We start from the raw sequence: 16,692 nt of genomic DNA, 5'->3' as shown, positions 1-16,692 counted from the left end.
GCGCCCCGTCCCGAGTTATGTTTCCTCTGGACCGGGCGCTATTATATTTTATGAGTGGTTTATAGTGATGGTATCAGATACCCATCTTCTTGCGAATGTCTTTGGGGATTGCGTTCTTGTTAATAAGAATGTTCATGGTCTTGTAAGCCACATAGGGTTTTGACACATAGAACATACCTTTGTATTTGCCATATTCGCCCCATGAGTTTTTAACCATGAAGTATTCTTGTCCATTCTGATCTTTAGCAATACCATAGATAAGCATGCCGTGGTCGTCAGTGGTTTCCCAGTTGTCGTATGCGCGTTGACGGAGTTCCTGTGTGATAGTCTTTTCGCCTTCGGCAGATGTGGGTTTGATTATCGTTGTTGCCTTTCCTGTCCATCGTTCTGCATCGCTTCCGGTTGTGGATTTATCTCTGATGTCGGCAGGTACCTTTACAACTCCATCGCTGCGTGAGAAGTAACTTTCGCTTACGTCAGCACCCCATGCAAAGGTATGGCCATTGCGAACTGCGTAGTCCATGATTTCCATCATTTCGTCAAGCGGCAGGTTATAACTCAAACCCCAACGCCAGTTGTCTTGTATTTCAAGGGCGAATTGGCTGTAGAAGGGTTCGTGGGTGTAACTTGTGATAGATACGTAGTCGTCATAGTTTAGTCCGAGGCTCTCGGAGAAAGTCATCGGTGTATAGGTTTTACCCTTATAGTCGAACACTTCAGGCAACTTTCCGAAATAGTTGTCGTAAACGGATTCCAGAGTCTTTGTCCACGCAAGAGGAATGCTCTTCTGTTTCGTCTTGGCTATGGCTTCCACTATACCGTTAGCCATGGGCCACATCTGTGTGGAGTTGAAGAGGCTGTCGCCATAGAGCGAACCGGGGAAAGGCATAGCATCCTGTGGGCAAATACCGTAGTTCTTAAGGCAATAAAGCACGTCGTAGAAACTTCCGCCTTCAGCGAAACTTACGTCACCATGTGTGCGTACAGCCTTCTTTGCACGGTCCATGTAAGTCTTGTAAGCCACGAAACTTTCGCAAAGGTCATATTCACCCTTGCCAAGACGCAGAAGTTCTGCTTCAAAGTAACTTAATGAACTGTAGTCCCAACACGTACCAGAACGATTCTGGTTCTTGATGCTTGTAATAGGATTTTCTTTTACTACGGTAAACGTTGTTTCCGTTTTTTCATTCTGTGCAGAAGCGGGCATATTGCCAGCAAGTGCTACTATGGCGAAAACCGCCAAAAGAAATTTCTTCATTGTTTTTTTATCTTTATTATTGTGAATTATCTATCGTCAGTCTCTGTCAGCAAGAAATTGTTCCACATCGTCGATATGGTATGGCACACGATTTTCGCCGAGGAAGCGGCAACCATCTTTCGTGATGAGTACATCGTCCTCGATGCGTATGCCGCCGAAGTCCTTATATTCTTCGATTTTGTCGAAGTTGAGGAATTCTGCGTTCGTGCCATTGGTACGCCATAGGTCGATAAGTGCCGGAATGAAATAGATTCCTGGTTCATCTGTTACGACAAAACCTTCCTGCAAACGGCGTCCCATACGCAATGCGTTGGTTCCGAACTGTGTGCTTGGGCGCGTTTCTTCATCATAACCCACGTGGATTTGTCCGAGCCCTTCCATGTCGTGCACGTCCATGCCCATCATGTGTCCCAGTCCGTGCGGCAGGAATAAAGCATGTGCGCCTGCTGCCACTGCGGCTTCCGTATCGCCTCTCATCAGTCCGAGTTCCTTGAGGCGGTCTGTCATAAGACGACAAACGTCCATGTGCACATCGTAATAGCGCACGCCGGGCTTTGCCACATCGAGTGCCAAGTCGTGGCAGTCGCTCACGATGCTGTATATTTCCTTCTGCTTTTGCGTGAATTTTCCACTGATAGGTGTGGTGCGCGTATGGTCGGAGCAATAGTTCTCGTTCGTCTCAGCACCGGCATCGCAAAGCAACAAACGACCCGCTTCAAGAGGACGTGGCGAAGGATAGCCGTGCATCACCTCGCCATGCATCGACACAATGCTCTGGAAAGATGTGATGCAACCGTATGATGCTGCTATGCCGCTGATAACACCGCTGATGTACTGTTCAGTCACACCCGGGCGGCAAAGACGCATCGCCGTGGTGTGCATTTGGTAGCCAATCTCACAGGCACGCTCTATCTCTTCTATTTCTTCTGCAGACTTAACACTGCGGAGTTTTACCACTGCATTTATCAGGTCAAGAGATGGCTCAAGGCTATTGGGATGTGTGCCGAGGATATCTGCCAACTGAATTTTGATGTCGTGGCGATATTGTGGCAGGTAGTGCACACGGCGACCTGCCTTGATGGCTTCGCTTACCATGTCCTGCAACTTTGCCATCGGTGCATGGTTTTCTACGCCTGCTTGTGCTGCCAAATCGCCCACACTTTCCACAGAACCGTACCAGATGATGTCGTCAATGTCTATTTCGTTGCCTACGAGGGTTTCCTTACCACTATCAGCATCAATCACACCAACGAGACCCTCTCTGTGCTGTGCAAAGAAATAGAGGAATGAACTGTCCTGACGGAACTTGTATGCGTTTGCAGGATAATTCATCGGAGAGTCATTGTTGCCGAAGAGCAAAATGAGTCCGTTGCCCACGAGTTCGCGGAGTTGCTTTCTGCGCTCCACGTATGTGTGTCTTGAGAAAAGCATGATTATTGTTTTTTTTGCCTAATGTACAGGACACCCTGAACAAGCGTTGATGTCCTACAAAAAGGATGATTTAATTTAGTCGCAAAATTACAATTATTTTCTGCATTAAGTGTACCTTTGTGCAACTATTTTTCAACGGATGGTATCTTTTTCCGACAACATGGGTCTTGTGCTGGAAGGCGGAGGTATGCGTGGTGTGTTCACATCGGGCGTTCTTGACTACATGATGGACTGCGGCATGCGGTTCCCATATTGTGTGGCAGTCAGTGCCGGCGCATGCAACGGACTATCGTACAAGAGCCGTCAGCGCGGACGCGCCAGGCGCTCGAACATCGACCTGCTCGAACAGTATCGGTACATCGGTATGCGCCACTTCCTGAAGCAGCATAGCATTTTCGACCTGAAAATGATGTTTGACGACCTGCCCAATAAAATTTTACCTTTCGACTACGATGCCTGTTTCAGCGACCCTATGCACTATGAGATGGTAACGACTAACTGCCAGACAGGTGAAGCGTGCTATCTTTCGGAAAATGCCGACAGGAAGCGCCTGCTTGACATCTGCCGCGCTTCAAGCAGCCTGCCATACGTATGCCCCATCGTTAATGTCGACAACGTGCCGATGCTCGATGGTGGTATAGCCGATTCTATACCTATAGAGCGCGCCATAAGTCAAGGTTTTGAAAGAAACGTGGTGGTGCTCACGCGCAACAGAGGCTATCGTAAGAAAAACAAGAACTTGTTCCTTTCTAAATTCATCTATCACAAATATCCACGCTTACAGGCTACACTAAAAAAACGATTTATCATCTACAACCAGCAACTTGAACTCATAGAACGGCTTGAAGCGGAGGAAAAAGTCGTCGTTATTCGCCCTGTCAAGCCTATTGAGGTGAACCGCTTGGAGAAAGACACATCGAAGTTAACGGCACTCTACGAAGAGGGCTATGAATGCGCAAAACGGGTTTTAAGACTATGATTCTTCATATTTTCAATCCCGGTCATGACGAGGCACTTGCTGCAGGCACACCTTATTACACGCATACACGCGCGGCTCGCCTTTTGGCAGACAACCTTTGGGAACTGCCTGAAATTTGGGCAAAAGCAGATGATTTGGTTGTGGCAGAAAGTAGTATCAAGACCGCAAAAATCCCATGGAGCGACATTGAAGACATACAGCCTTGGGGATGGGATGCGGCATTGGTGCACAAGTTAAGGCAAGCAGGTGCACCCGACTGCCTGTTACCTTCGGACGATGCCCTCTTGAAGATTCGCCTGCTCAGTAACCGAAAGACAACTGTGCGCCTGCTCTCGCTTCTCGACACCCCCTGTAAAAGCCGGTGGTGCACCACGCAAGCCGACGTGGACAACGCCATTGAGCAATGGGGCGATGTCGTGGTGAAAGCACCATGGTCGTCAAGCGGGCGCGGCATTATTCACATATCCGGTAAACCGACAGACACTCAGCAACAAAGGATAGAGCGAATAATTGAACGGCAAGGCGCAATGGAAGTGGAACCGAGATATAGCGACTTCACCGATTTTGCCCTTGAATTCCGCGCTGACGGGCAAGGCAATATAGATTACGAAGGACTATCCGTTTTTAGCACGACCCCTTCAGGCGGATATGTTGGAAACATTGTATCGCCTGCGTTACTGGGTGCACAAACATTCTGCGGCGTGTCGCTATCAGACACCATTTCGAGTCTAACAAAGCATTTAGGGCAGTTTTTAGGTAAGGACTATTGCGGTGTGCTCGGTGTCGATGCCATGCTTATAGGCACGAACGAAGAAATAGCACTCGAAAAGATCATTATCAACCCATGCGTAGAAGTAAATTTACGACACACCATGGGGTGGGTGGCATTGCAGTTGAGCAAGCGCATGAAAGAAGGACAAACAGGGCATTTCGCCATTCGTCCCTGTCAACCACTTTCGCAAGGAGAGATAATCCTTACACCTGCAGGACAGGCCGTGCAGGCGGTATTGAGTATTGAACCAATCACTAAATTTGCAGGAAGGAAGTAAAAAATAGTTCAAAACAATTTTTATTAGATAAAACTCGCGTTTCCCATTTTTTTTGTAAGTTTGCACCAAAGAAACAAAACAATAAAAAAACATACAGATTATGAAAAAGATTTTTGCAGCAATGCTGCTCTTTGTGGCAGCCATCAGCGCAAGTGCACAGTTTGAACAGGGCACAAAGTACGTAGGCGCATACCTCAGCGGTCTCGACCTGTCGTATAGTTCTCAAAACAAGTTCCGCCTCGGTATCGGTGCCGAAGTAGGTTACATGGTTGCAGACCACATCATGGCGCGCGCTGACGCATCTTGGCAACACAAACACAAGAGCGATGAGTTCGGCATTGGCGCCGGCGGTCGCTACTACGTATCTCACCATGGTTTCTATCTCGGTGCAGGCGTGCGTTACCAGCACAATGAGAACTTCAAGAACAGAAACATGGCTGCTATGGTACAGAACCCAACAACAGGCGAATACACGGCACAAATCGTGAAGGTGCCCGAACGCAAAAAGTACGACAACCTGATGATTCCTGTTGAAGCAGGCTATTCCTTCTACTTCAACGACTACATCTCCATTGAGCCCGCCGTTTACTACCGCATGAGCCTCAACCACTTCAGCGACGGCAGCGAAGTAGGCGTGAAAGTTGGTGTAGGTTTCTACTTCTAAGCCCCAATTTTTAGAAAGGACGGCATACGCCCGTCTAAGATATAAAAAGTTGAAAATCAAGAGGGCGTATGCTCCGGATTTTCAACTTTGTTATTATTATTCAAGACGTTCAAACCATGACAGCCATTTCAGAATTAGGCGAATTCGGCCTCATCAGGCATCTTACAGAGAACATAAAGTCCAAGAACGACTCCACTACCTTCGGCATAGGCGACGACTGCGCTGTGTTGGATTATTGCGACCGCCGCACCCTCGTAACGAGCGATATGCTCATGGAAGGCATTCATTTCGATTTGGTTTATACCCCTTTAAAGCATCTTGGTTATAAGGCGGCCGTAGTCAACTTCAGCGATATCTATGCGATGAACGGCACACCGCGGCAACTCATCGTGAACATTGCCGTGAGCCGGCGGTTCAGTGTGGAGAACCTTGATGACATCTACTCCGGACTGCTGTTGGCTTGCGAACGCTATGGTGTGGATCTCGTTGGTGGCGACACGAGCGCTTCGGTTACGGGTTTGGCATTGTCGCTCACGTGCATAGGCGATGCAAAGGCGGAAGACGTAGTATATCGACATGGCGCTAAAGAGACAGACCTGATATGTGTGAGCGGAAATCTGGGAGCGGCTTACCTTGGACTGCAACTTCTGGAACGCGAGAAGAAAGTCTTTGAAGGTAAGAACATCGACGAAACCTCTGCTCAGCCCGACTTCAGTGGACACGAATACCTGCTCGAGCGTTTTCTCAAGCCTGAAGCACGGAAGGACATCGTGGAAAGACTTCGTGATGCAGGTATCCGCCCCACATCGATGATAGACATCAGCGACGGGCTGTCGAGCGAATTGCTGCACATCTGCAAGGCGAGCCAGACGGGTTGTCGCATCTACGAAGAACGCCTCCCGCTCGATTATCAGACGGCACTCTGTGCAGAAGAATTCAATATGAACGTATCGACCTGTGCCCTCAACGGCGGCGAGGACTACGAACTTCTTTTCACCGTACCACTCACCGACCATGACAAGATAGCACAAATAGATGATGTCCGCGAAATAGGCTATATCACAAAAGCCGAACTCGGCACAGCACTCATAGGTCGCGGCGATGCAGAAGAAATACCCCTCCGCGCACAAGGATGGGACGCTGCTGAAAGTGGGAAATAATCCTTAAATAGGCACCTACCGCTTTGAGAACCACACGTTATAGATATCTGTTGCTCTCGCTGACAGTCGTCATGTTGCTTTGTAGCACCACATCCTGCATCAGTTTTGGTGCAGGATGGTTTATGACGGGATACTCTCTGAAGCCCGGTGGCAACAAGGCGGCGCGCGACACGGCTTTCTCATGGCGCAACGTGCGCCAGGATAAAACCACAGCCGCTTGGCTCGATAGTCTGAATAGTGTTGGTGCGCTCCGCGACACTTTTATCACTTGTAAAGAAAAACCGAAGTATCGTCTGCATGCGTGGTATGTCAAGGCTTCACGTCCCACTGCCGCGACCATCGTAGTCGTGCATGGCTACACGAACAGCGGTATCACGATGATGCCGTATGCCCGAATGTTCTCACACGACATGGGTTACAACGTACTTGTGCCTGACCTGCGTTATGCAGGACTGAGCGATGGCAATCACATACAGATGGGTTGGAGGGATCGTCTTGATGTAGAGCAATGGATAGACATCTTACCCACCATCTTTGGTGATAGTATCCAAGTAGCAGTTCATGGTGTATCGATGGGTGCTGCCACGGTGATGATGCTGTCAGGAGACGAACTCCCCTCCTACGTCAAAGCGCTCATTGAAGACTGTGGCTACACCTCTGTGTGGGCTGAATTCAAGAAAGAACTTAAAACACAATTCCATCTGCCACCTTTCCCGCTAATGTACACTGCAAACACAGTTTGTCGCATGCGCTATGGATGGTCGTTCAAGAAAGCGAATGCCGTAGAACAACTCAAGAAAAGCACACTACCCATGCTGTTCATTCACGGCACAGCCGACACTTTCGTTCCCTATACCATGCTTGATGAACTCTATGCTGCCAAACCCAACAACAAGTGGCGTTGGGACGCACCAAATGCTGCACATGCAGAAACTTTCTGGAAATACCGGAAGGAGTATGCACAGCGCGTAAGAAAATTTATAGAAGAACACATCGGCTCCTGTCTATAGCATAAAAAGCGAGGCTCTGCATGTGCAGAACCTTCTATTCCAAGTCAGAGTCGTATGCCGAATGCAGCATTGAGGTACCAATCTCTTAGGCGTCCTTTGCTATCTTTGTGTTTGTAGCGGAAGGTATCGAACTGACCATACGCGCCGATGAAATAACGACCGAGGTTGTAGGATATTGAGAGACGCGAATTAAAATTGAAGGCAAGACCACTATTAAAACTTTTCTTTATCATAGGAGCGATGCGCTTGCTACTGTCCCACCATGCGTCCCATTCTTCATTACTGATTGTTTCATCCATAAATCGTGGGTCATCAGTAAGTTCGAGTATATTAGTGTCATAGCCGTAGGCTTTCATTTTGTTGACTAAAGTGAGTGCAGGCATGACCATAACATTGACAAGAAGCCTTTGAGTTGGTGCCCAGTTGTAGGCATAACCCACACCAAGACTGCCTTGGTAGAGTTTCACGCGCCCAAGTCCATTCATCAGGTAAATAAGGTCTGCATTGGAATGGGTGGCATAGTTGATATGGCCATAGTATGCCATAGCGCCAATCATGAGTGAACCTGCAGACCGCTTTTGAACTACGGAGTAGTTATAGGCTGATGCATACGAGAAACGTCTGCTGTTGAAGAGGTAGTAGCCATCGGCAATAAAGGTGTGCACACGGATGGGATCTTTAAGTTGTATATTTTCCCATTCGTCTAAATTGTCTTCGGGGATGAGAGTACTTTGGATTCCGAAGCGTGGATGGTCGTTTGTGAAGGAGTGTATGCGGAGATTGAGACCATAGGATTTACCTTTTGAATTGAGCGTGAAATAACTGCCTTTGTCGCCTGCAACATTAACGGTGTAGCCCATGCCGTGCCCACGATAACCTACCCAGACACCAACATATTGCGCGGGTTCGGTCTTGAGTTGTGGTTTGGCACTAAAAGGAATACCGAGCAACTCGCCTTGGGCTTTCATTTTTAGACTACTTTGATTCGCATTGCCTTTAAGCATAATCTGCCAAGGCTTACTCGGGACTTCGATGTAGTTGCGGTCAATGTTTTTAACTGCGGCAGAATCGTAGTGTGCAGCAATCTTCTTAAGCAGATATGGTATCTTTTTTTGCGCTGATATTGTCAGTGAAAAAACAGTCAGCACTAAAATTAAAGTTATTATACGTTTCATAAAGATCAGTGCCCGTTAAATACTACAAAGGTAATCCATTTCTGCTATTCTCTCATTAAATTCTATGAAGTTTTTCAGCGTTTGTATGAGACTTTTGCTGAGACTTTTTGCATCCTTATTTATCTCTTCAGTGTTGCCTTTATAAAATAATCTGAAAAAAATGGAGTGCTTCTGTGGGAAAGCACTCCGTTCTATATTGTTATTGACACTCTCTTAAAGTGGGTAACGCTCAAGAATGGGATCGTCGTACTGTATTTGCAGTTTTTTAAGTTCTTTCTTGAGTTCTTTGGTCACTTTTTCCGTGCCGGGCTGGCCATAAATATTGTGCATTTCACGTGGATCAGCCTGGCGGTCATAGAGTTCCCACTGGTCATTGTCGTTGTAGAAATGCATCAGTTTGTAGCGGTCAGTGGCAACACCATAATGACGCTTCACAGCGTGCTCTGCAGGATATTCGTAGTAATGATAGTACAGGCTCTTGCGCCACTTTTTCGGATGCTCGCCCTTGATGAGTGGCAGGAGAGATTCGCCTTGGATGTCCTCTGGGATCTTCGCGCCGGCAAGTTCGAGGAATGTCGGGGCATAGTCGATGTTCTGAACCATCTCTGTGATGTCGCCACGACGTGTGCTGAGCGATGCAGGGAACTGCATCACGAGAGGAGTGGCAAAAGATTCTTCATACATGAAGCGTTTGTCGAACCAACCATGCTCGCCCATGTAGAAGCCTTGGTCACTTGTGTAAACCACGAGCGTAGAGTCGGAAAGACCAGACTGTTTCAGATAGTCGAGAAAGCGACCTACATTGTCATCAAGCGACTTGACAATCTTTGCATAGTCGCGCATGTAGCGTTGGAACTTAAATTCGCAGAATTGCTTGGCTCGTGCAGAATATTCGCTTGGCTTCTTCGTTTCAAGTTCTTTCTGCAACTCCTTGTAGTCAGGATATTCCTTAAGGAACTCCACTGTGAGGGAATCGTAGAAGAAGTCATATTTCCGCAAGTCTTCTTTGTCGAGTCGGCTCACCATGTTTCTATATGATCCGCTGAGACGCGTCTTCATATCAGGTGAATCCATCTTAACGTCATAGATGATGTCCATGTCCTTACCGATGTGCATCTCTTGTGCAGCTGCTGCCTCACGTCCTTCAAAGTCGTCGTAGAAGTTCTCTGGAAGTGAGAATGTCTTATCCTCGTATTCACGTAGATATTTCAGTTCGGGAAGCCAGTCGCGGTGGCAGGCCTTGTGGTGAACGAAAAGGATAAATGGTTTTGAACGGTCGCGTTGCTTTTCGAGCCAGTTGATGCTTTTGTCGGTGATGATATTGGTAAGGTAGCCCTTCTCCACGTATGTTACGCCGTCAGGCTTCCGGCTGTCCATGCGGATAAAGTCGGGGTTATAATAGTTGCCTTGTGCGGGGAGGATGTCCCAATAGTCGAAACCGGTAGGAGTGCTTACGAGGTGCCATTTACCGATGATTGCCGTCTGGTAGCCTGCTTCGCGCATCAGTTTAGGCATCGTTTGCTGACTGCCGTCGAAGATGCCATGTTCGTTGTTGGTAAAGCCGTTTTTGTGACTGTGCTTTCCTGTGAGCATACAGGCGCGACTGGGACCGGAAAGGGAATTTGCTACATAACTCCTCGTAAAGCGGACACCATCGCGTGCTATGCGGTCGAGATTCGGCGTTTCTACGTTTGTCCGGTCATAACACGACATCATTTGGGCTGTATGGTCGTCGGTCATGATATAGACCACGTTGTAGCGCTGCGCGGCGGCAACGAGGGGCAACATGCTGCCTACTATAAAAAAAGTTTTCTTCATAATGTCTATTCAAAGCAAGTGGCTTATAAATTAAGGAAATTGTGGCTAATTGCGTATGACTGCCACAATTCCTCTTTTGGTTTAGGTCATAGAGTAAACCACGTCCATGATTTGTTTACCGAGAGCGTCTGCCTCTTCCATGGTGTGGGCTTCTGAATATACACGGATGATAGGCTCCGTGTTGCTCTTGCGAAGATGTACCCACTTGTCGGGGAAGTCGATTTTTACACCATCAATGTCTGTAACCTGCTCGTCCTTGTACATCTCCTTAATCTTGTTGAGAATACCGATGATGTCGGTACCTGGATTGAGGTCGATGCGGTTCTTGGCAATGTAGTACTGTGGGTACATGGCGCGCATTTCGCTCGCTTTTTTGCCGAGTTTCGCCATGTAGGTCAGAATGAGGGCTATACCCACGAGGGCATCGCGACCGGAGTGAGCATGGGGGTAGATAACACCACCGTTACCTTCGCCACCGATGACAGCACCAGTCTCTTTCATGGCGGTTACTACATTTACTTCGCCTACGGCTGCTGCGGTATATTGGCAGCCATATTTTTCCGTTATGTCGCGCAGGGCACGCGTAGAGGACAAATTGCTGACCGTGTTGCCCGGTGTGTTTTGGAGCACATAGTCTGCAACAGTAACGAGGGTGTATTCTTCTCCATACATTGAGCCGTCTTCACAGATGATGGCGAGGCGGTCAACATCGGGGTCAACAACGAAACCGATGTCGAAGTTGCCTTCACGACGCATCATGTCCATAATATCTCCAAGATTCTTTGCCAGTGGCTCTGGATTGTGAGCAAAGTCGCCTGTGGGCTCCATGTTGATACCTTTCACCTTCGTTACACCCAACTGACCAAGCAAACGTGGCAAGATGGTACCGCCAACGGAGTTCACGCAGTCTAATGCAACTCGGAATTGGGCTTTACGGATAGCATCTATGTCAACAAGTTCGAGGTTCTTTACGAGTTCGATGTGGCGTTGATCATAAGCAAAATTCTTAATGTAGTTTCCTAAACTATCAACATCGGAATACTCAAATTCTTCTTTGTTCATACAGCGTACCACGTCCTGTGCCTCTTTTGCATTGAGGAATTCGCCCTTTTCGTTAAGTAGTTTTAGTGCATTCCACTGTCGTGGGTTATGGCTTGCTGTAAGGATAATGCCACCACAAGCGTGTTCCATAACTACTGCGAGTTCAGTTGTAGGAGTGGAAGCAAGACCGATGTTAACTACGTCGAATCCGAGACCCATGAGAGTGCCGCAAACAACGTGACTTACCATTTCTCCTGATAAGCGTGCGTCACGTCCTACTACTACTTTGTTCCTGACACGTCCGCCAACAACCTTTCTGCGGTAATAAGCGTATGCAGATACGGCTTTAACGATGTCAAGTGGGTTCAGCGTGTCTCCTGGCTTACCACCGATGGTACCGCGGAAACCTGAAATGGATTTAATGAGTGTCATAGATTGGTATTTTTTTGTTAGTGAAAATTGATTATTTCTTTATTGTACTATCCTTGACTGGTTTTGATGCAGATGTGCGTCCATCCACCTTGCTTGCCGATGTGGTGCCATCGGTGCCTGACTTGTCGCCATGTTCATGAGCACCTTTCAAATAAGTAACCTTACCTGCCTTGTCATCGGCATAAATCACCTCCTTGAACTGCTCAGGGGTGATTTGAACCTTCGTCTTGGTCAGTTCAGGAACGTTGTAACTCTTGAAGAACAGAACGTGATATTCTGGGTCTTCCTGTGGTAAGATGAATGCCTTGTGAGCCTGTCCGTTCTTGTCGAAGTAGGCGATGGCAGGACGCGTGAAGTTGTTGTCCTCCCGACGTGAACTGAATACTATCCAACGTCCGTTACTGCTCCATGTATGATAACTGTCCACAGACGGACTGTTGGCGGCTTTGAGTTCATACACTTCGCCTGTCTGCAAGTCTTTTACCCATTGGTCGCTGTTGGTGTGCCAAATATGGAACTGTCCAAAATCGCCCAGAGTGAAGAGCAGATACCTGCCGTCGGGGCTAACGCGAGGCACGGTGGCACTCTTACCCATCGATGCACAATCCACTTCCATTTGCGGTTCGCCGAAGGTGCGGGTCTGTTCGTCGAAGGTCATGCTCATGATGTTGTAGTGAATACTGTCGAAGCCGGATGATACTATGTCAATCTTCTTTTCGTTGTTGTTCTTTAACGAATCAGGCAACGCTTCGAATTTAGGTACCTTGGCTACACAATAGTAAATTTTCTTGCCATCAGGCGCCCAGCAGGGGAAAGTTTCCATGTCGTTCGCTGTCTTGATGATATTAGTCAAGGTGCCCTTGTCGGCATCGTAGAACACCAGGTCGCTGCCATAGTCGAGTACTTCAATCTTTTGCAAGTCTCTCATGTGGAAACTCTGACCCGTCAGGTTGCTGGAAAAAATCACCCAGTTACGAGTGGGATTAGGATGCCAGGACGGATATACGCAGTTGGAGAGAACATTTTCGTTCGTCATCGTCATTTTCTTTACGTTGCCTTTGTCAACAAAGACTGTGCCGCCATGACGGGCACGGACATGGAAGAGCATGCGGTCTGTTCCATAGTTCTGATAGTTGTGGCAGTTCACACAGTGGTTGGCAGAGTCGTCGTATTCGCGATTGTTCTCGTAAATGGGATACTCTTCGAATGTGGTGAGGTCGCGCTGGTAGAGACCCAACTGGCGGTAGAGTTCATAACTCGGCTCAATCAGGCGGTAAGACAAGTATTGGTCGATAGGCTCCTCAGCCACACTGATGCTATATGTAGGATAACTATACCATGTACCTTCGTTTTTGGCATAAATCGTAACCTTGAGATTAGAACCCTTATGCGACTCAAGAAGGTCGTGCCACTCCGTTTCATCAAACATCAACTTGCCGTCCTCTCCGGCAGCAGTGATGATGCTTCCATGCATGCCTTCGATGACACCAACAAACTCCTCGCCCTGTTCCTTAACCATGATGTTGAGTGGTGCGATATTTGGTGGAATGGTAACGTCGCGGTAGTCCGGATATATTTGTGCAGCCTCTTTTTTCGGAGTACTTTCTGTAGGGATTGACGCGTCTGGACCGCATGCTGTAGCAAGAACGGCGACCATTAGCAATATGACGATTTTTTTCATATCTTGTTTTGCTTTGCTGTAGAATATCAGTTACGGATACGTTTAGTTCACACCATCACCCTTAGGCTTCTGCACTTGGTTAGGATTATTGTTTTCACAGAAATAATAATAGTAGTAAGTGCCGAGCCAAGTGCCTTTGAGCGCATCGCGCATCTCTTTGTTGTTCTTGACTTTCGTTTCGTCGTCAACCAAATACTTGCCGTTGGCATCCTTCTTGAATCCCTTGGCACGCGATTCTTCCTGCTGCCTCTTGATGATGGGTTGTGCCTGAGTGAGGAAGTTTATGGCTATACCCCTGTAGTTGTTTGCAATGTCCGGGAACTGCTGCGCCACATTCTGACCATCTGGCTTAGAAACGATGTAAACCGCAATCGCCTGCTTCACGCACTCTGGCATCGGAATGTTGTTCTGCTCAAAGCCTGCGGCAATGGAGATAAACCTTTGCAAGTCCTTGGAATAGAGTAGGGAGGCTATGGTGTTGAGGTATTCTTCAGCAGAAGTGGGAAGGTGGCCAATGCTGTAGCCAATAAAGGTGGGCTTTTGGAAATTCTGCTCGAAAGCCCTGTTCATCACGGTGGTCTGCAATTTCTTAATCCTTGCCAGGCGCTCATCCTGGTCAATGAGTTTCGGATTGTTTATCATCGGGCTGTATTGTGCGATGAAATCATCTTCAAAGGGGTTCTTGCTGATGATGGTCATATATTTTTCAGCCAGTTCCTTTTCATGATTCATGATGGCACACAATGCCATGAGTTTCAGGTGGTGGAGTGTCTGTCCACCCATCACGGTCTGCTCGAAAGCGTAGTGGTATGCAGGGTTTGTTATGCCTGCAGCAAAATTACAGTCGGCAGTGAACAAACCATATTCTTCGTTCTTTGAATCCGCATCAAACTCTATATCGGGGTATTCAAAGGGCAACTCAAAAAGTCTGGTGAGTATCTGTCCCGTTTCTTCGAGAGCAATGGCATAATAGCCGGCAATACTTCGCGTGGGCTGCTTGGCAGAGAGTGCTTCTTCTATCATGCCGTCCCAATCGCGGTTTTCCAGCATCCGTGTCATGCGGGCGGTCTTTATCTCATTATTCGCAACGTCGTTCGTAAGGATGTAGCAACAAATGCCAACGGCTATCATACTAACTCCACTTATAAGAGCCGTCCCCATGCTTATGCCCTCCTTGGGCCTCGATGAGCCAACTATAATGATAATGGCAAGAGCCAATACTATGACAAAAAGCATGATGCCTCTTGCTGCGTTTGATGGTAGCAGACTGTAGGCAGTAACAGACGCCGCTGCTGCCAGAATAAAGCATACCGCCGCAGTGAAGAATGTCCGTTTCTTTGCTGATGCCGACAAAGACCTGAAGCGTAATATAGACATAATCGTTGCTACAACCACTTCAGCGGTCAGCACAATTATCGGCAGAAGGAATACCCAAGAAGGCTCGCTGCGGAAATAGAGATTAAAACTGCGTAAGGGGTAGTATGCACAAATCAGTATGGGCAAAACAAAACCGCAGGGCCACCATTTCATGGGCAGACGAAGTATATAGTTCAACATCCATGCCGTAGCCGTGAGAATGGCAGAAAGGAGAAGGCCGCCAATACTGGGATATTTGAATAAAGTAAGCACCCAGCGCCCTGAGTAGTACAACCAGCCCAGACCTAAGTCCGTAACGAATTTCATCTGAACGGCATTGTCGGAAACGTAACTCGACTGCTCTGTGCGCCAAAACACATCACCATACACAATGCTGGTGAAAATCCAAAGGAGTATGAATCCTATAGCATAAACCAACCAGTTCAGAGCGTATGTCTTCTTCGGAACTCGTGCCGAAGGAGCCTTTAATGAGGAATTGTTGTTTCTGCCTGATTTGCTCTTGCCAGAAGCAGCAGTTTTCAGTGCCGGATTGGTAGGAGAGTGTTTTTGTCTGTCGTTTTTTTGCCTTGTTTTGTGTTGACTCATGATAACCTTTTATCGTCAATATACAATTTGATGCGAAGTTACTGTAAAAAAATGAAAGTGAGGTAACTAAAACCCTGTTTTTTGAGCAACATGAAAAAAAGGTTTGAAAATAGGTCAGACAAAAGACAAACTACCCACATTAGCAGATGCTTGTGGATGGCTTACCGCTATAAATAAATTTGTATGTTCTTTGTTATTTCACAGCGCGGGCGCGGTCGATGATTTCCTTTGCATTGTTGATTTCCTGCAACCTGCGCTTGGCGGTTTCTTTCACGTCGTTGCCCATGCCTTCTACAAGGTCGGGGTGATATTTCTTGACCAATGCCCTATAGGCACGGCGAAGTTCTGCATCGGAACAGTCAGCACTTACACCCAGCACTCTGTAGGCATCGTCCAACTCAGTGCCGCCAAGCGAAAGCAGACTGTCCACTATCGAACTGTTGAGAAGCAACAGACGCGCAATGTCTTTTGCCGCATCAACCTCCGTGCGGTCAATCTTGCCGTCTGCCTTGATGATGTCGCAAAGATAAGCCATCAGTTGTGAACGCACTTCTGTGCTGAACATGCTGTTGAGTTCACTGCAAACACCCTCAAGTTGGCGGCGCCATTCGTATTCTCCCTGTTGTTTACGATAGTCGAAGAGACGCAGCAAGATGGCTTCGCCCTCATTCTTCTCCATGGCGGTGAAGTTGTTCTCAAGGAAGCGGCGGACATGTTCCATCTCGCTGTGCATAATCTTGCCGTCTGCCTTGATGATGTGCGAGGATAGCACCATGATGCTGAAGATGAACCGAGCACGTACTTGTTGCTGATGATTGACGGAAGAGGAGTATGTGTCTCCCTGATAGCCATAGTCAGTGTTTGGCTGCCCGGAAGATTCGTCTTCGCCCGTAAAGGCGTTCTGCAAGGCAGAGCCAAAGACATAGCCGGCTATGGCGCCAAGAAAACCGCCGCCCAATAATGTGCCAATAACGGCACCTACAAGTCCCAAAAATTTCATATCCTAAAAAATATATGCCTGTGTGAAAGTAT

13 protein-coding genes are annotated in these 16,692 nt (G+C 47.7%); 5 read left to right on the top strand and 8 right to left on the bottom strand.

What is annotated here, in order from left to right:
- Positions 1 to 73: 73 nt before the first annotated feature.
- Together C7Y71_RS05115 and C7Y71_RS05110 are read right to left on the bottom strand one after the other, a co-directional pair.
- On the bottom strand, positions 74 to 1,258 hold the full coding sequence (locus C7Y71_RS05115) for a C1 family peptidase (RefSeq protein WP_111897315.1): 1,185 nt from the start codon (positions 1,256 to 1,258) through the stop codon (positions 74 to 76).
- Positions 1,259 to 1,294: 36 nt separating this feature from the next.
- Entirely contained in the window at positions 1,295 to 2,689 is a 1,395-nt protein-coding gene (locus tag C7Y71_RS05110; protein ID WP_111897314.1) for an aminopeptidase P family protein, read from the bottom strand.
- 139 nt (positions 2,690 to 2,828) lie between these two features.
- Between C7Y71_RS05110 and C7Y71_RS05105 the strand changes: the two genes are divergently transcribed.
- From C7Y71_RS05105 to C7Y71_RS05085, 5 genes are all read left to right on the top strand, one after another.
- Complete coding sequence (locus tag C7Y71_RS05105) at positions 2,829 to 3,668, top strand: patatin-like phospholipase family protein (RefSeq protein WP_111897313.1); 840 nt, start codon at positions 2,829 to 2,831, stop codon at positions 3,666 to 3,668.
- Positions 3,665 to 4,717 carry an ATP-grasp domain-containing protein gene (locus tag C7Y71_RS05100; protein WP_111897312.1) on the top strand — a complete coding sequence of 351 codons (1,053 nt, stop codon included), beginning with the start codon at positions 3,665 to 3,667 and terminating at the stop codon, positions 4,715 to 4,717. Before C7Y71_RS05105 ends, C7Y71_RS05100 begins: the two co-directional genes overlap by 4 nt.
- 100 nt (positions 4,718 to 4,817) lie before the next feature.
- Entirely contained in the window at positions 4,818 to 5,381 is a 564-nt protein-coding gene (locus C7Y71_RS05095) for an autotransporter outer membrane beta-barrel domain-containing protein (RefSeq protein WP_146739309.1), read from the top strand.
- A 116-nt stretch (positions 5,382 to 5,497) separates the two neighbouring features.
- Positions 5,498 to 6,541, top strand: coding sequence for a thiamine-phosphate kinase (thiL, locus tag C7Y71_RS05090; RefSeq protein ID WP_111897310.1), 1,044 nt, complete (start codon positions 5,498 to 5,500; stop codon positions 6,539 to 6,541).
- Positions 6,542 to 6,564: 23 nt separating this feature from the next.
- Positions 6,565 to 7,551: an alpha/beta hydrolase gene (locus C7Y71_RS05085; RefSeq protein WP_226943570.1), complete on the top strand. Its 987-nt coding sequence runs from the start codon at positions 6,565 to 6,567 to the stop codon at positions 7,549 to 7,551.
- Positions 7,552 to 7,595: 44 nt separating this feature from the next.
- On the opposite strand, the gene C7Y71_RS05080 is transcribed toward C7Y71_RS05085, so the two are convergent.
- The 6 genes from C7Y71_RS05080 to C7Y71_RS05055 form a co-directional block, all read right to left on the bottom strand.
- The gene (locus tag C7Y71_RS05080; protein ID WP_111897309.1) at positions 7,596 to 8,726 is read right to left on the bottom strand and encodes a DUF4421 family protein; all 1,131 of its coding nucleotides are present in this window, start codon (positions 8,724 to 8,726) and stop codon (positions 7,596 to 7,598) included.
- Positions 8,727 to 8,939: 213 nt separating this feature from the next.
- Positions 8,940 to 10,544 carry a sulfatase family protein gene (locus C7Y71_RS05075; protein WP_111897308.1) on the bottom strand — a complete coding sequence of 535 codons (1,605 nt, stop codon included), beginning with the start codon at positions 10,542 to 10,544 and terminating at the stop codon, positions 8,940 to 8,942.
- An 81-nt stretch (positions 10,545 to 10,625) separates the two neighbouring features.
- Complete coding sequence (glmM, locus tag C7Y71_RS05070) at positions 10,626 to 12,017, bottom strand: phosphoglucosamine mutase (RefSeq protein ID WP_111897307.1); 1,392 nt, start codon at positions 12,015 to 12,017, stop codon at positions 10,626 to 10,628.
- A gap of 31 nt (positions 12,018 to 12,048) precedes the next feature.
- Complete coding sequence (locus C7Y71_RS05065) at positions 12,049 to 13,698, bottom strand: TolB-like translocation protein (RefSeq protein WP_111897306.1); 1,650 nt, start codon at positions 13,696 to 13,698, stop codon at positions 12,049 to 12,051.
- A 42-nt stretch (positions 13,699 to 13,740) separates the two neighbouring features.
- Entirely contained in the window at positions 13,741 to 15,660 is a 1,920-nt protein-coding gene (locus C7Y71_RS05060; RefSeq protein ID WP_111897305.1) for a DUF6057 family protein, read from the bottom strand.
- Between the two features lie 193 nt (positions 15,661 to 15,853).
- Positions 15,854 to 16,660 (bottom strand): TerB family tellurite resistance protein, encoded by an 807-nt coding sequence (locus C7Y71_RS05055; protein WP_111897304.1) that lies wholly within the window; start codon positions 16,658 to 16,660, stop codon positions 15,854 to 15,856.
- Between the last annotated feature and the right edge of the window lie 32 nt (positions 16,661 to 16,692).

The sequence above is a fragment of the Pseudoprevotella muciniphila genome, assembly GCF_003265305.2.
GTDB lineage: Bacteria > Bacteroidota > Bacteroidia > Bacteroidales > Bacteroidaceae > Alloprevotella > Alloprevotella muciniphila.
This window is presented reverse-complemented; position numbering and strand designations above follow the sequence as displayed.

Coding starts and splice junctions, on each gene's coding strand:
- C7Y71_RS05055 (WP_111897304.1), bottom strand. CDS start 16,660: ATGAAATTTTTGGGACTTGTAGGTGCCGTTATTGGCACATTATTGGGC.
- C7Y71_RS05110 (WP_111897314.1), bottom strand. CDS start 2,689: ATGCTTTTCTCAAGACACACATACGTGGAGCGCAGAAAGCAACTCCGC.
- C7Y71_RS05075 (WP_111897308.1), bottom strand. CDS start 10,544: ATGAAGAAAACTTTTTTTATAGTAGGCAGCATGTTGCCCCTCGTTGCC.
- C7Y71_RS05060 (WP_111897305.1), bottom strand. CDS start 15,660: ATGAGTCAACACAAAACAAGGCAAAAAAACGACAGACAAAAACACTCT.
- C7Y71_RS05115 (WP_111897315.1), bottom strand. CDS start 1,258: ATGAAGAAATTTCTTTTGGCGGTTTTCGCCATAGTAGCACTTGCTGGC.
- C7Y71_RS05095 (WP_146739309.1), top strand. CDS start 4,818: ATGAAAAAGATTTTTGCAGCAATGCTGCTCTTTGTGGCAGCCATCAGC.
- C7Y71_RS05105 (WP_111897313.1), top strand. CDS start 2,829: ATGGTATCTTTTTCCGACAACATGGGTCTTGTGCTGGAAGGCGGAGGT.
- C7Y71_RS05065 (WP_111897306.1), bottom strand. CDS start 13,698: ATGAAAAAAATCGTCATATTGCTAATGGTCGCCGTTCTTGCTACAGCA.
- C7Y71_RS05100 (WP_111897312.1), top strand. CDS start 3,665: ATGATTCTTCATATTTTCAATCCCGGTCATGACGAGGCACTTGCTGCA.
- C7Y71_RS05080 (WP_111897309.1), bottom strand. CDS start 8,726: ATGAAACGTATAATAACTTTAATTTTAGTGCTGACTGTTTTTTCACTG.
- glmM (WP_111897307.1), bottom strand. CDS start 12,017: ATGACACTCATTAAATCCATTTCAGGTTTCCGCGGTACCATCGGTGGT.
- thiL (WP_111897310.1), top strand. CDS start 5,498: ATGACAGCCATTTCAGAATTAGGCGAATTCGGCCTCATCAGGCATCTT.